Source organism: Aeoliella mucimassa, assembly GCF_007748035.1.
Classification (GTDB): domain Bacteria; phylum Planctomycetota; class Planctomycetia; order Pirellulales; family Lacipirellulaceae; genus Aeoliella; species Aeoliella mucimassa.
This window is the reverse complement of record NZ_CP036278.1, coordinates 165558-179821: the sequence shown is the minus strand read 5'-3', so window position 1 is coordinate 179821 and position 14264 is coordinate 165558. Positions and strand designations below refer to the sequence as shown.

Sequence of the window (14264 nt, the reverse complement as noted above, 5' to 3'; positions counted from 1 at the left end):
CCTCCGCGCTCTTTCCAAGTAGTCAACACGACAGGCGGGCGGTCCCCCTGTGCTAACGTGTGATTCAACGGAAGGAAGCGTTCTCATGAAGTTGCAACAACTCTGCTTGGCGGTTGCGGTTGCCGCACTGGCGGTGGTTAGTTCCCGCGTCGTGCAAGCCGAGGTGATCATCACCGAGCTTCGCTCGAAATCTCAAACTAATCCCGAAGACTACTTCGAACTCACCAACCTCGGCGATACGCCAGCCGATATCACTGGCTGGCAATTCGACGACGAAAGCGCCGACATCGCCGAAGCCGCCCCGCTGATGGGCATCTCGACCATCGCTCCTGGCGAGTCGGTCGTGTTCTTTCAGCTTGATGAAAACGATCCGCTGAGTCCCGCTTACGATCCAGCCGGCGAGATCGAGCTGTTCCGTTCGTTCTGGGGCGGACTACCTGGCGTGCAAGTTGGCTACCAAGGGGGTGCAGGTCTCGGTAAAGGGGATGCCATCGTGCTGTTCGACTCCAGCGACAACCTGATTATCGAGCTTGCCTATGGCCTGACCACTCCTAACGAAACCCACGCAGGCGACTGGGCCGCTGGTAACACCGATGGCTCCGACACCTACGAAAACCAATCGGCCGTTTGGGTTCCGGGCTCCGACGGCGAGTTCGAACTGGCTGCCGCTGGCGTGTACGGCTCGTTCGCGGATACTTCGGGCGATTTCGGCTCGCCTGGCATCGTGGATGCCGCGGTGCCGGAACCTGCCGCCTGCGTACTGGCGGGTCTCGCCCTCGCGGGCATGATGGCCATCTGTCGCCGCGTTTCGTAAACACCGCGCACTATCGCGCGTACTGAATGCATCGCAGCGGCCGGCCTTCCCGCACGACAAGCGAAGGTCGGCCGCCGTTGCGATCCACCACAAAACTCCTACTCCTGTGCTGCTGAAGATGATGAACTCAAAGACGTTCCACTCGTGCCTGCTGGTTTCCATGTTCGTACTGCCGGGGTTTGCCTCGGCCCAGTCGGTTCCCCTGATCATTAACGAATACAACGCGGTCGGCGGATCGAAGTATCTCGACACCGACAACTACGGCGGCACCTCGGTTTCCTCTCGAAATGAGAAGGAAGACAAGTACTTCGCCACGTTCGCCGAGCTGCAAGTACCGGCAAACTCGCCAGAGGGAGTCGCTGAGGGCACGCCTGACGGGCGGATCCAAGGCAACGGCGACGACTGGATCGAGCTCGTGGTCACCATGGACCACGTCGACATTCGCGGGTGGAGCCTCGAGTGGTCCGAGGCGTATACCATCGAGAACTCGCAGGCCGGAACCGGTGGTCGCCGCGGCGGCTTCATCCAGTTCGCCGACGACTTACTGTGGAGCGACCTTCGCGCTGGCACCATCATCACCATCAGCGAAGAAGACACCATCTGGGTCGACACCGACTACATCGAGAACGACCGCAATTTCACCGATGGTATCACCGCCGAGAACGGAGGCGACTACAAGATCGACCTCGACACCGACACTAGTTTCAACCCGGTGCTCGGCGACTGGTGGATTCATGTTAGCACCGAGGACGAAGCCAATAACGACACTCCCCTGATTACCACTTCGCTTTCGAACATCGACAATGGCGACTTCGTTCCCGATGTTGGCGAAGAGTTCGAGTCGGGCGATTTCTCCGTCACAAACGACGCCTGGCAAGTCACGATCCTCGATAACAACGCGACTCCGGTGATTGGCCCGCTCGGCGAAGAAGTCGCCGAGAACCTGCTTTGGGGCGGGGGAGGCATCAGCAGCCGCGAGGTCGCCCGCTTGCAAGTCGATCCCACGAGCGACTACTCCACACTGAACTTCGGCGCCTACGAAGATGGCGAAACCAGCACGTTTGGCCAACCCAATCTCTGGAACGACCTCGGCGATACGCAAGACTTCACCGCGCTGCGTAGCTGGTTCACCGGCAGCGTCGATGGCGACTACAACCAGGACGGAGTCGTCGACCTGGCCGACTACACCGTGTGGCGCGACAACCTTGGTTCCACCACTAACCTGGCTGCTGATGGCAACGGCGACAACGTCGTCGACGCCGCCGACTACATGTATTGGAAAGAGCGTTTCGGCACCGGTTTCACCACTCCAGCGGGTCTGAGCAGCATGACAAGTGCTGTTGGTGCGAGTCAGGTCCCCGAGCCCTCGTCGCTGCTGCTCGGCCTGCTGGCAACCACTGTGCTTTGGCGGGCTCGCCGATAGTTTTTTGTCGTTCCTGAAAAAGCGAATCTACCTAATCCATGGTCACTCAAGGTATCAAGATGATCCCAACGCGTCGTGCGATGCAACCATCGCATTCGCCAAAAGCCTTTACGCTCGTTGAGCTACTCGTGGTGATTGCCATCATCGGCATTCTGGTTGCCCTGTTGTTGCCGGCCGTGCAGTCCGCCCGCGAGGCGGCCCGCCGAACGCAGTGCGTCAACAACATGAAGCAAATCGGGTTGGCCATGCTCAACTACGAGTCGACCACTAAGCAATTCCCGCCCGGGCAGCGTCGGTACGTGATGTTCGGCGACGAGTTTGCCTGGTCGGTGTTTCTGCTCGACTACATGGAAGAGTCGGCCATCTACGACTTATTGAAACTCGATAAGGATCTCGACGCGGTCGAGAACAAAGGAACCGCCGACGCTCCCGGACCTGTCACGCTGCTGGTTTCGGCCTACCTTTGCCCCAGTCAGTCGCGGGCGCACGTGAGTCGCGACTTCGACGACCGCGTGATCGACCTCGACAGCGATGGCGACCGACTCGACATCGGCAAAGACGACGGCATGGCCTGCACCGACTACCTCGGCATCAAAGGACCTCACAAGAACGCCTTGAACCCGGCTGATGGCAATCTGAAGTACGGCCCCAACCGGGGAGTGCTGCTCTCGTTCAAAGACATCAAGTTCGGCAACCGGTTGCTCGAACCGCCGAAGGTTCGTGCGAAGGACATCATCGACGGGCTGTCGAACACCATGGTGGTTGCCGAGTGTAGCGGGCGCGGTGAAGACGTCGGCATGTGGGCCAACGGCAAAGGAGTCTCGAGCATCGAGCACCCGGTGAACTCCGATCCCGATCTCGCGTGGGCCGAGGAAGACATTCTCTCCGACCATCCCGGCGGAGCGAACGTGCTATTCGCCGATGGCTCGGTGCACTTTGTGAGCGAAGACATCGAGCTGGCAACGCTGCAAGCCTTTGCTTCGCGCAACGGGTACGAGGTGGTGCCGAGTCTCAAGTAGCCGTGGATTGCCACCACTGCAGCAGCCCAGGCAGCGGCTGGGTGGCGTACTCCAAGTGCACGACGCGGCGATGAGTCGCCGAGCTGGCTGGTCGCGAAGCATGCAAGAGCAGCGGCCGCATCACCAGCACATCGCCAGCTCGTGCAAGGCACACTTCAGGTTCGCTTTCAGCGACCAATTGCTGCGATTGTTCCGTAGAGAGGATGCCTCGCTGATGCGTACCGGGCAGCACCATCAGCGGGCCATTCTCCTGCGGGCAATCGTCGAGATGCACTCGCACGGTCAGCATGCCGGCCAGCACCTCGGCCGGCGGGCAAACGTGCACCACGCCTTGCTTGGAGCTCCAAGCCGAGAAGCCGGGCGTTTCGATTTGCTGGCGGACCGGAATCATCAAGTCCTGATGCCAGGCAACCTGCCAGTTGGCCCCCTCGACTTTGTCGAACAGTAGCCCTCGCACAACGAACGCAGCAGCCCCGAGCACCGGCTCAACGACCTCTCGAATCGCACGGCTATCGGCCAACTCGGCGACAGTCGGACAGCTCTCCAGTAAACGCCGCGCGTTGCGCGAACCTGCACGCGTGGTTTCCCCCCGCCCGACCGCCGATACCAGCCGCTGCACTTGCAGAGCATCCACCACATCCGGCAGCAAACAGTACCCTTCGGTAGCAATTTGCTTGAGGTCCTCGGCATTCATCGTTGATTTCTCGGCTTCTGGGGACGATGTATCCAATATTGTTGCAGATTTGGCGAATCGCTTATGCTGGACCAACAGGTCACTACTAACCTTATACCCCCGGGAGCTCGACGATGGACGCACCTCGCTGCCATGAAGTGGATTACCAAATCTTTGGCGACGACATGCAATACGTGGAAGTCGAACTCGACCCGGGCGAGACCGTTGTTGCCGAAGCCGGCGCGATGAACTACGTGGAAGATGGCATTGTGTTCGAAGCCCACATGGGCGACGGATCAAAGACCAACCAGGGATTCTTTGGCAAACTGGTGGACGCGGGCAAGCGAACCCTCACCGGCGAGTCGATCTTCATGACCCACTTCACCAACCAGGGCGATGGCAAACGCCGGGTTGCTTTTGCTGCCCCGTTTCCGGGCAAGATTGTTCCGCTCGACATGGCCAAAATCGGCGGCGTGCTCACCTGCCAGAAAGACGCGTTCCTCTGCGCGGCGTTTGGCACCCGCATCGGCATTGCGTTTCAGCGTCGGCTCGGGGCTGGATTCTTCGGCGGCGAAGGCTTCATCCTGCAACGCCTGGAGGGGGACGGTCACGCGTTTATCCACGCCAGCGGGGCGATCATCAAGAAGCGGCTCAACGGCGAGACACTTCGCGTCGACACTGGTTGCATCGTCGCGTTCACCGAAGGCATCAACTACGACATCCAGCGGGCGGGCAGCTTGAAGAGTATGTTCTTCGGCGGCGAAGGGATGTTCCTCGCCACGCTGAGCGGCACCGGCACCGTACTGTTGCAAAGCCTGCCCTTCTCGCGACTGGCCAATCGCGTGCTGCAGCACGCTCCGGTCGCAGGTGGCTCGTCGCGCGGCGAAGGCTCCGTGATCGGTGGACTTGGCAACCTGTTCGGCGACTAAAGCAAATGCCTCGCTTGGTCGACTAGATGCTCACATCGCCCTCGGGCTCGAAGTCATCGTACTCGCCATACTCGGCGCCGATTTCTTCGAGGTAGGTCGCCGACTCGCCCGACGACCAATCGAGCGGAGTGCTGCCCTCTTCGTCCTTTGCGTTGATATCAGCTCCCTGCGCGACCAACCACTTTACCAGCTCCAGATGGTCGGCCGAAGCCGCTTCGTGTAATAGGGTGGTACCCAGCACATTCTTCGCATTGACGTTGGCACCGTTCTCGACCAACAACTTGATGATCTCCAAGTGACCACCCCCCGAAGCAAAGTGCAGCGGAGTATTCTTCCACCCTTCGTTCGGCTGGTCGGCCTTTTTGCCAGCAGCGAGTTGCTTCTTTACCTCTTCCACATCGCCAATCCCGCAAGCAATGTGCAACGGGTAGTCCGACTTGAGTCCTTTCGCTTTTAGCTTCTCGACCACCGCTTTGTGACCGTAGTAGGCCGCTTCCTCCAGACAATTACCGCTGTACTTGTCGATGTGATTGATGTCGGCACCGCGTTCGAGCAGCAGATCGACGATCGCTTCGTCTCCGGCCGAGCAGGCCGACTGCAGTGCGCTCATACCGTACAGCAACTCCACGGCGTTGATGTCGGCCCCTTTGTCCAGCAGCAAATCGACGATCCGCTTACTCGACATATCACAAGCACACATCAGCGAGGTGTAACCATCCTCGTCCGGCAGGTTCACGTCGGCACCGCGATCGATCAGCAGTTTGACCACGTAGTACTTCTCGTCCCAGATCGCCCACTGCAACGGCGGCGAGTCGTACACCAACGTGTTGGCCGACACTCCGCTGTCGAGCAACCGCCGCACCGCCGCGACGCTGCCTGAATCGATCGCCTCGGCAAGCCGATCGCCATCGGTCTCGAGCTCGAAATCCTGCGCTCCGGCCGCCGGCATCAGCGTCAGCAATCCCAACAGCAGTAACGTTGTATTTACAAGTCGCATGGCACTCGTTCTCCGTGCTTGCAGAGGGCTCGAAATCGATGGGTTGTTTCGCAAGTTCGCGTTGCCGCTTATCATACCAAGGAGTTCCCCCGCTGGGTTTCCGCTTGATCCACCAATCATACGATAAACATGCCTGCCGAAGCTAGCTTGACCGTTCGTGATCTTACTGCCCTGCTCGAGTCGTTTGCGCCTGTTGGTTTGGCCGAGGACTGGGACAACGTCGGCCTGGTGGTCGGCGACCCCGCTCACCCGGTAGAGCGGGTGATGACCTGCCTGACCCTCACCGAGGATGTCGCTCACGAGGCCATCGACAACCAGGTAGAGCTGATTGTGACGCACCATCCGCTGCCGTTCCGCCCGCTCAAGCGGCTCACCACCACGACCGGCGAAGGGCGGGTGCTCTGGAACCTCATCCGCAGCGGCATCTCGGTCTACAGCCCGCACACCGCGTTCGACTCGGCGGGCGAGGGTATCAACTACCAACTCGCGACCGGTTTGAACCTGGCGGAGATCCATCCACTGATTCCTGCCGACCCGGCGAACGCCGACTCGCCGCTCGGCGCCGGACGGTGCGGGGCGGTGCTCGAACCAACCACGCTCGCGCGACTCGCTGCGAACACCCGACAACTGCTGTCGATCGATCACGTGCGTGTGGTCGGCGACGACCAACTGCCGATCGCCCGCGTAGCCGTGGCCTGCGGCAGCGGCGGTTCGCTGCTCGATGCGGCGATCGACTCCGGGGCCGACGCCCTGGTGACCGGCGAGGCCACTTTCCACACGCTGCTGGCAGCACGCACCGCCGGCGTAGCCGTGGTGCTCACCGGGCACTACGCCAGCGAACGCTTTGCGGTCGAGCGACTCGCCGCATGGCTGCAAGCGCAACAACCTACGCTCACTGCGTGGGCGAGTCGCGAGGAGAGCGACCCGCTCCGCTTGCTGACTTCCTAGCAAGCAGTTGCTTCCCCTCTATCGGCGGCGGTCGCGACTGTAACGCGAACGGCGGCGATCCTGCTCGTTCGAAATCTGAATCTCGACGGTTTCCGATTCCATGCCACTGAGCACCGAGCGCACCTGCTCGGCCGACGAAGGGCTGATCCGCATCATCTGCGTCACCGGCTGCGATTCATAAGCCGCCTGATCGCGCTGCTTGACCAACTGGCTAATCTGCGTGAACAACGTATCGTTGCACGAGATCAACAGCGTGTTCGAAGCCTCGTCTACGGAAATCGTGAGCTGAATCCCCGACGGCCGAAGACCTGAGTTCTGCGACTGGTTCATCACCCGAGCCATGCGAGCTTGCGCCTCGCGGCTGTCGCGACTTCCGCGAGCGGCAGCCGCCATGGGATCGACCAAATAGTCTTTGTACAGCTCGCGAATAATCTGAGCCACTTCGTTCACGTCCGCATATTCCACCGCGATCGAACGAGGAATCCGGTCGCGAAGCGATCCCGGCAGTTCGCTCGTATCAAGGAACTCCAGGAACTGCTCCGTTCGCTTGAGCTGCTCGTCGGTACCGCTGATGAACAACGCATTGGTTCGCACGTCGGGAACGATGCGCATGGTTTCGTCGGCCAAGCTGCTATAGCTCACGTCGACCGCGGAACCAATGACCACCTCGGTCGTCGAGTCGCTTCGCAGCAAGTCGACTAGCGTTCGCGCGGTGGTGTCGGCCGGCGCTGCCCGTAGGAAGAACACGGTCCACTCCGTCCGCGATGGCATCTGCCGCACCAGATCGCGAACGGTTTGCTCCACCTTGTCGAGCGCGACCGCATCGTCCGAGTACATCAATAGGTCGCTCCCTTGCACTTCAATCGTCACCCGCGGCAACCGGGCAGGAGTGCCAGGCTTCGCGGCAACTTGATTCGCATCAGCGGTTGCTTGCTCTACCGCTTCCACTTTTTGCGGCGTTTGCTCGCTGGTAGCCTGCGGCACCTCGGTTTGCTCACTGGTTGCTTCTTCGGCCGCGGGAGCCGGCTGCTCGTAAGCAGCGAGCATCAAGTTCGCCGCCGGTGCACGACTGGCCTGATTTTCCTGATCTTCCTGGTCTTCGATCGGCACCCGACGCACTCCGTTATTCGCCGGCGTAGCGGCTGGCGAATCGGAACTGTCCGACGGAACCACCACGCGAATCTTGTTATCGAACTGGCGATTGTCTTCCAGCAGGTCCTTCACGGTCCGCGCGATGCGTTCCGCGTCGCGACTCGCCCCAAGCGGCAACCGTCGCACCCGATTGCCGTCGCCCAGCTGACTGTCGTCGACGCCAGTTTCGTTAAACGAAGCGAGCGCCTTGCGAATCTCGCCCAACTGTCGCGACGAACCGCGGACGATAAGCGATTGGTTCTGGAAGCCGGGCGTGATCACCGGGCGGTTGTCGCGGTTTTCGTTTTTGAACAACGACGACAAATACTCGCTCATGAAGGTCGGGTCGTTCTGCGTGAGGGGAATCACCTCGACACCACTGCCGATGCCACCGGAGTTGATGGTGCTGATCAGCTCGTCGACCTGATCGTGCTCGGCCGGGGTGGCCAGCACGTGAATCGAGTTGTTGCGACGATCCTCGTTGATCACCACACCGGGGATCACCGCGTTCACGGTTTCGGCCACGTCGTCTTCATCGGCATTGTCCACGGTATACACCCGCAGTTCAGGAATGTTGCTCCCGGGGCCACCCCCTTTGCTGCCTGCTGGTTCTACGTCGATCGTCGCGAGGATGTCTTCTATCAGAGTTATCGCTGCCGGCGTGGCGGTCACCAGCAGGCTGTTCGTTTGCCGGAGCGACGACACCTTCATGTTCATCGCAATATTCTCGACCAACGGCGTCGGCGAATCGGGCCGCTGCTGGCCTTCCTCGCCTTCACGCCCACGCTCGCGTCGCGACCACTCGGCTCGTCGCTGCATGGCTGCTTGATACGGATTGCCACCGAGCCCAAACAGGTTTTGAATCTGCCGCTCCGCGTCCGATGCAGGAATATTCCGCAACGTGAACGACTTGAAGATCAACTCGTTGTCCGACGGCGGCGCCTGTGTCTGGTCGAGCAAGTCGACCGCCTCGCGCAAGCTGCGCCCAAACCCTTGCAGCACCAACGCGCCCGACGAATCGAGCGGCGAGGCCACCCCCTTGGGACCCAAGATCGTGGTCACCTGATTCGCCACCTCTTCCGGCGTGTAGCCTTCCACGTGCACCACGATTCGCAGCAGCTCGTTATTGCCATATCGCTTGAGCTGCGAAGCAGGCACCGTGGGAATCAGATTCGGCAGCATCGGGTTGTCGGTCTTCATGACCACCAGGAACTGATCGCGACGCAGCAGCACGAATCCTCGAGGCAGCAAGTAGCCGTTCATCACGTCGATCGCTTCGGTCACTGTGCATTGCTTATCGTCGATGTAGTTGAACGTGCCGGTTGGCTCGTCGGCCATGTCGAGCGACAGGTTCGCCTTATCGGCAATCCACTCCAACACGGTCGGCCAGGGAGCCTCGGCGAAGCGAAACTGCAGTTGTACGTTCTCGGCATCCTGGGCCGCGCCGGTGTTCGCTGCAGTGACTGCAGGCGGCAACGAATCGTTCGTGGCCAGAAGCTCTTGAGCCAGCGCGCTATCGACCAGCAACATACAAACCGTGCAAATACTTAGTCGCGCAAGAACCATGCGATACATAAGAGAATCCGCCGTGTTGGGAGGGAGGGGGGTGGGAGGGTGCCAGCGACCCCTCGCGAGGGGGCCGGTGGGATAAGAGCAGTTTGCCTCACTTACTCAACTAGGTGGGATCGAATCGTTGGCTCGGGCGTCAGCGGGGGCCCGATAGGCAAGTGCTTTGTTGTCGGGCCTGATTCTAGCACGATCGACAACGGATCGCCAATTTAAATTCGCATCGCCGAAAAAACCACTGCTATCACAGCGATTCACGCGTCCCCTGCCAGGGCGACGCGACGTCCGGTCGAGCGCGATTCGACAACGCGCTCGCGCTGAGTTCCATGGCGAGCTACGACCTGCGGCAATACACAGGTTGCATGCAGTGCGTCGGCATGTCGGCTAACAAGGCGAGCCCCCTGGCCCGCAAGCTACCTACTTCTCTCTGCTCAGCGTTTTCAATGTTCCCATCGATGGGAACCGATTTTCGTGCCGCCTGGAGGACCGATGACTCGCCAGGCGGGTGAGGTGGGCAAGCTTTCGAGAAGGCGCGAATCGATTGTCAAAGAACAAGCGCCTATCTTAGTCGCTTCTCTTTTGAACACATGTGGTGGCCGTTTTCCAGCAGAACCTCAATCGCCGCAGGAGCCCGACGATTTGCCAAAGGCGCACGAAAAAAGCCGACGATTGCTCGTCGACTTTTCGCGTTACTTGCTCATTGATCGACAAACGATCAGACAGGCCGTACCTGCTCGGCACGAGGACCCTTGGGGCCCATACCTTCGACGAAGGAGACTTGTTGTCCTTCACGAAGTTCGTCGTAGCTGGTTCCTTCGACGTTCGAGGAGTGGAAGAACATGTCCTTGCCACTTCCAGTGTCGATGAATCCGAAGCCCTTGTCTGTCAAACGCTTGATTGTACCTTCAGCCATTACTCAAAAAACCTTAACTTGATCTCGTGGTGCCAACCCAAAATTACCGTAACCGTGCGGCCGCACCACGCTGTAAGGATAGCATAATGCCACCGGTCGTATAGGACACGCAAGTGTTTGGTAACAGCGAAAGGGCGAGAATTTGAGAAAATAATGGAGAAACTGGGGGGAGAGGGGGGAAAGCTGCGGGTAAGTGCAGCCGCGGAGGGAGCTAGGAGTCGCCCCTCGCGCGGAATATCCCCACGAAGAAAGCAGCGCTACAGCCAGTCCCCAAAAGAAATGCAGACGATGCTTCAGGAACTGGTGCTGCCAAAACGAAGAACCGAACTGTCCCGTCGGTGGTTTTAACCTTCAAAAAATCCATGGCACCGCTTCCAGGAAGCTTCCATCTTGAATCGCTGACATATTCCAAATCAATCATCAATGGACTGGTCCTCGTGAAGGTCTTTCCAACCACATCTTCAGCTACGAAGTGATTGCGGCCGGCCCACTCGAGTGCCAATACCGTGATGGGAGTATCTTCGGTACTACTTAGAACCACTCCATCCTCAAGTACATTTGTGAAAGCGGGAATAGTAATCGACTGAGGGTCTCTTTCCCTCGAAGGTCCACATAGAATAGAAGTGCTGGAGTTTGCCAGTGGCATCACAGCCACATCTAACCTACGAAGTAGGATGTCTTCATCCGCATCCAATCGGATGAGTGGGGTACTCGCCAGATTCTCATAATCCTCCGGGAAAAGTTCGACGGAGACATTCGTGAAGTCATTCTCGTCTAGCCCCGGCACAGTGGATAAAAGTCCTAGATGCGCCCGACGCCCACGCCGGAAATGCGCCAAGCCAGGGCCGTCGATATCAATCTCTCCTAGTCCAATTCCAAACACTTCGGTGGTACCTTCGTAAGAAGCTTGGTTCACACTGACTTGATACCCTTGCTCTGATCCTGCAATTGGTTCGATGACGGAATCCAGGAAACCGATGGGCAAACCAACTTCGTTCGTTCCACTCAGGTAAGGCATCTCCAGTTCAGGCACATAGCCATTGAGCGAAGTCACTTCAAAAGTAGCTCCTGCGAGACCTAGTGTGTTCTGCCCCGGGCCATACATGAACAGGTCAGATGTGATTTCCCACTCCCCTGGCTGGTACTCTTGGAATCCCATACTCACCAAGGTTTCAGCGGTGGCGATACTGGATGCCAGGAACATGCTAAACCATGCTAGCAAAGTGAAGATCTTCATAGCGAAGCCATTAACGAGCAAAGGGACATAAACCACCAAATGGCTTGTAGCACGATTCCAAGGCATGTCTCAAGTGCAATGAGATTGGCTTCATTTATTTGCACACGATGAATCGTTCATCGCGCACCTACGACATGCACTAACATTCACTATGCACATACGATGCTACGTCGAAACCTCTGTCGATGGGATGGCATTGCGTTTACTTGATACACCACAAACCGATTGACCTCTTCTACGGTATGCAACGGTTTCACAAGCATCTTCCATAACCAAATCAACGGCTAGAATCGACAGTGCTTATACTCACCGCGCTATTCGAGAAAAACGGAAAAGAAACTTTGCAAAGTTGTTGACCGTAGCGACTCGTTTGGTAAGGTGCTCCTTCAACAAAGCGTTCGTATCTACTTCGATTGGGGGAATCGATGGCCGCAAGGTATGTGACTGCGCTGCTCTCATGCATCGCCATCTTCGCGATAGATAGCCAGTCGCATGCGAGTCTCGTAGTCCCTGAAATGAATGGAGTTTCGGAAGAGCAGATATTGTCGTCTTTCAAGCAGTCGTCGGTAGCTGCAGTGAAGAACTCCGATTCACCGCCACCGACATCCCCCTACGAGCAAATAGCACTTCTGCAGCAACTCATCCTTTGCTTGGCGCCCGACTCTAGCAACTTGGGTGGAAGTGCTCCGCCATCCTTGAGCAACAGCGACTTAGTCGCCCACAGTTCCAACACACCGGTTCAAGACGATGCCCTGGTTTGTTGGCTACGCCTGCAGACATGGTTGAATATTCCTTTACCGCCTCCCTTGTCTCTGCAGCGACCGCCTCAGTTCGTGCGGATGCGGAGTAACGGGTGAGAACTCACCCTCACCTGATTGGGTTGGTATTTTTGTCACGTTCATTAACCAATGAACTTAGACCATTCGTAAAGGAATGAAACGATGCATACTACTATGAAACTAAGTTTGGTAGCCTTACTAGTTGCTACCGCAAGCATGGCCAATGCCGCGATTCAGGGACCGACTTATCCGGCCCCTGGGGGAAACAATTGGAGTGGCAATGGCATTAGCGGTACCGAGGGTACTGCCGTTTGGAATTACTCAAATTTCGATACGAATTCGTTTAGTGATCTCTATTTTGGCCTCAATCAGCTTGATTACGGGGACAATGGAGCCGGTCTAGATGGCAGTGTTGCCCCCTTCACCTTCAGTAGTGCTAGTGGTCAAACCGCGACGTGGACCGCTAACACCACCTGGTACAACGATGTCACGAATGTACCCACCGCCGCAACGACTCGTCTGGTGATGACCGTGTCGGGGCTGGGTGCCAATCCTTGGATAACCGATTTGGCAAGCATTGGATTGGATACTGGGTTCGGCGATCTGGGAGCCGTTGTGGACAACTCGTCCGGTTCGGACTTCTCACTCTCATGGAGTATCGAAGCGAATATCGGCTCAGGGTGGCAACCACTCAACGGGCCTTCGGGGGTTCCACAAAGCTCATCGCACAGCGGCTACAATCGCAGTAGCTTTGCTACTGGATTCTACTACAACGAGGCCGTGGTTCCGGAACCTGCCACGATGGTGGTTTGGACCATTCTGGGGCTATCCACCGGAGTCGTCGTTTACCGACGTCGTGTGAAGTCGTAACGCGATAAGACTGCCATCACCAATGCCATCACAGCCCGGGCTCGTAAACCGGGTTGTGATGGCACCTTTCGCAGGCTATTGATTGTTAGGGGGTGGAGAAGTTTCGGCACCTCATAGCACCTCCCCCCCTACCCCACCTCCAGCGCCCCTGACTCTTGGAGCACTTCTTTGCTGGGGAGTTGGATGTCGCCGTCGCGGTAGGAGATTTCGGTCGGCGAGTCGGGCTTTGGTTGGCTGAGGGCTGCGGCGATGTTGTCGGCCGGCGTTGGGTAGGGCACTCCGATCGACGCGTAATAATCCTGGTACTTGAACATCGGCTCGCCGGTCTGGGGTCGCACGAACACGCACGGCACTCCCAGCGAGTGGGCGAACACCACCCCGTGCAGCGACGAGGTATACACCAGCTCCGCGCGACGAATGCGATGGGCGATTGCTTCGGGCGTGGCGTCGATGCTGACCACCGACACCCGCTTGCGCATCAGCTGGGTGTTGAGCAGGTAGTTGAACCGCTCGCGATAATGGGGAATGAAGATCTGCCCCCGCGGCCGGACCGGCTTGGTGGCCGGAGCCAACTCGCGGATCATCAACCCGGGATCGTACAGGAATTTGCATTCGCTCATGTCGTACCCAGCCGACTTCAGCGTTTCGTAACTCAGCGGCCCCCGCAATCCCATGATGCGACAATCGGTCTGCACCGGCTGGCCTTCGCGCACTCCGATACCACAAGCGATGTCGCCAGGCTTCACGAAGTGAAACACCGAGCCAACCAGCAGTAGACGGTGGCCCTCTTTCTTTACATTCACATGCGGCAGCTTGTACGCGTGCTGAATGATAGAACCCGACAGCAAGTCGCCCGCGTTGCCGACGAGGAACGCGTTCTTCTTCGAAGCCAGCTTCTTGTAGTACGCCAGTCGATTGGGGGCGTTCTGATCGTCCCAACAGAAGGTGCGAATTTGTTCGGGCAC

12 protein-coding genes are annotated in these 14264 nt (G+C 58.3%); 6 read left to right on the top strand and 6 right to left on the bottom strand.

The window, feature by feature from the left end; all coding sequences use genetic code 11:
• Window positions 1–85 precede the first annotated feature (85 nt).
• The 3 genes from Pan181_RS00720 to Pan181_RS00710 all read left to right on the top strand — a co-directional run bounded on the left by Pan181_RS00720 (window position 86) and on the right by Pan181_RS00710 (window position 3256).
• Complete coding sequence (locus Pan181_RS00720) at window positions 86–814, top strand: lamin tail domain-containing protein (protein ID WP_145245010.1); 729 nt, start codon at window positions 86–88, stop codon at window positions 812–814.
• A gap of 118 nt (window positions 815–932) precedes the next feature.
• Entirely contained in the window at window positions 933–2237 is a 1305-nt protein-coding gene (locus Pan181_RS00715; protein WP_145245009.1) for a dockerin type I domain-containing protein, read from the top strand.
• A gap of 80 nt (window positions 2238–2317) precedes the next feature.
• Window positions 2318–3256: a DUF1559 family PulG-like putative transporter gene (locus Pan181_RS00710; protein ID WP_197528755.1), complete on the top strand. Its 939-nt coding sequence runs from the start codon at window positions 2318–2320 to the stop codon at window positions 3254–3256.
• Here Pan181_RS00710 and Pan181_RS00705 read toward each other — a convergent pair.
• Window positions 3249–3950 (bottom strand): phytanoyl-CoA dioxygenase family protein, encoded by a 702-nt coding sequence (locus Pan181_RS00705; RefSeq protein ID WP_145245007.1) that lies wholly within the window; start codon window positions 3948–3950, stop codon window positions 3249–3251. The genes Pan181_RS00710 and Pan181_RS00705 overlap by 8 nt on opposite strands.
• Before the next feature lie 113 nt (window positions 3951–4063).
• On the opposite strand from Pan181_RS00705, the gene Pan181_RS00700 reads away from it, so the two are divergent.
• Window positions 4064–4858 carry a TIGR00266 family protein gene (locus tag Pan181_RS00700; RefSeq protein WP_145245006.1) on the top strand — a complete coding sequence of 265 codons (795 nt, stop codon included), beginning with the start codon at window positions 4064–4066 and terminating at the stop codon, window positions 4856–4858.
• Between the two features lie 22 nt (window positions 4859–4880).
• Here Pan181_RS00700 and Pan181_RS00695 read toward each other — a convergent pair whose 3' ends face one another.
• Window positions 4881–5855: an ankyrin repeat domain-containing protein gene (locus Pan181_RS00695; RefSeq protein ID WP_197528754.1), complete on the bottom strand. Its 975-nt coding sequence runs from the start codon at window positions 5853–5855 to the stop codon at window positions 4881–4883.
• A 129-nt stretch (window positions 5856–5984) separates the two neighbouring features.
• On the opposite strand from Pan181_RS00695, the gene Pan181_RS00690 reads away from it, so the two are divergent.
• Entirely contained in the window at window positions 5985–6803 is an 819-nt protein-coding gene (locus Pan181_RS00690; protein WP_145245004.1) for a Nif3-like dinuclear metal center hexameric protein, read from the top strand.
• Window positions 6804–6821: 18 nt separating this feature from the next.
• Here Pan181_RS00690 and Pan181_RS00685 read toward each other — a convergent pair whose 3' ends face one another.
• The 3 genes from Pan181_RS00685 to Pan181_RS00675 all read right to left on the bottom strand — a co-directional run bounded on the left by Pan181_RS00685 (window position 6822) and on the right by Pan181_RS00675 (window position 11716).
• Window positions 6822–9500 (bottom strand): secretin N-terminal domain-containing protein, encoded by a 2679-nt coding sequence (locus Pan181_RS00685; RefSeq protein WP_197528752.1) that lies wholly within the window; start codon window positions 9498–9500, stop codon window positions 6822–6824.
• 715 nt (window positions 9501–10215) lie between these two features.
• Window positions 10216–10413 (bottom strand): cold-shock protein, encoded by a 198-nt coding sequence (locus Pan181_RS00680; protein ID WP_145245002.1) that lies wholly within the window; start codon window positions 10411–10413, stop codon window positions 10216–10218.
• 211 nt (window positions 10414–10624) lie between these two features.
• Window positions 10625–11716: a hypothetical protein gene (locus Pan181_RS00675; RefSeq protein WP_145245001.1), complete on the bottom strand. Its 1092-nt coding sequence runs from the start codon at window positions 11714–11716 to the stop codon at window positions 10625–10627.
• Window positions 11717–12591: 875 nt separating this feature from the next.
• On the opposite strand from Pan181_RS00675, the gene Pan181_RS00670 reads away from it, so the two are divergent.
• The gene (locus Pan181_RS00670) at window positions 12592–13299 is read left to right on the top strand and encodes a hypothetical protein (protein ID WP_145245000.1); all 708 of its coding nucleotides are present in this window, start codon (window positions 12592–12594) and stop codon (window positions 13297–13299) included.
• 128 nt (window positions 13300–13427) lie between these two features.
• Here Pan181_RS00670 and Pan181_RS00665 read toward each other — a convergent pair whose 3' ends face one another.
• Window positions 13428–14264 carry a polysaccharide pyruvyl transferase family protein gene (locus tag Pan181_RS00665; RefSeq protein WP_145244999.1) on the bottom strand — a complete coding sequence of 279 codons (837 nt, stop codon included), beginning with the start codon at window positions 14262–14264 and terminating at the stop codon, window positions 13428–13430.

Coding starts and splice junctions, on each gene's coding strand:
- Pan181_RS00720 (WP_145245010.1), top strand. CDS start 86: ATGAAGTTGCAACAACTCTGCTTGGCGGTTGCGGTTGCCGCACTGGCG.
- Pan181_RS00715 (WP_145245009.1), top strand. CDS start 933: ATGATGAACTCAAAGACGTTCCACTCGTGCCTGCTGGTTTCCATGTTC.
- Pan181_RS00710 (WP_197528755.1), top strand. CDS start 2,318: ATGCAACCATCGCATTCGCCAAAAGCCTTTACGCTCGTTGAGCTACTC.
- Pan181_RS00705 (WP_145245007.1), bottom strand. CDS start 3,950: ATGAATGCCGAGGACCTCAAGCAAATTGCTACCGAAGGGTACTGTTTG.
- Pan181_RS00700 (WP_145245006.1), top strand. CDS start 4,064: ATGGACGCACCTCGCTGCCATGAAGTGGATTACCAAATCTTTGGCGAC.
- Pan181_RS00695 (WP_197528754.1), bottom strand. CDS start 5,855: ATGCGACTTGTAAATACAACGTTACTGCTGTTGGGATTGCTGACGCTG.
- Pan181_RS00690 (WP_145245004.1), top strand. CDS start 5,985: ATGCCTGCCGAAGCTAGCTTGACCGTTCGTGATCTTACTGCCCTGCTC.
- Pan181_RS00685 (WP_197528752.1), bottom strand. CDS start 9,500: ATGGTTCTTGCGCGACTAAGTATTTGCACGGTTTGTATGTTGCTGGTC.
- Pan181_RS00680 (WP_145245002.1), bottom strand. CDS start 10,413: ATGGCTGAAGGTACAATCAAGCGTTTGACAGACAAGGGCTTCGGATTC.
- Pan181_RS00675 (WP_145245001.1), bottom strand. CDS start 11,716: ATGCCTTGGAATCGTGCTACAAGCCATTTGGTGGTTTATGTCCCTTTG.
- Pan181_RS00670 (WP_145245000.1), top strand. CDS start 12,592: ATGCATACTACTATGAAACTAAGTTTGGTAGCCTTACTAGTTGCTACC.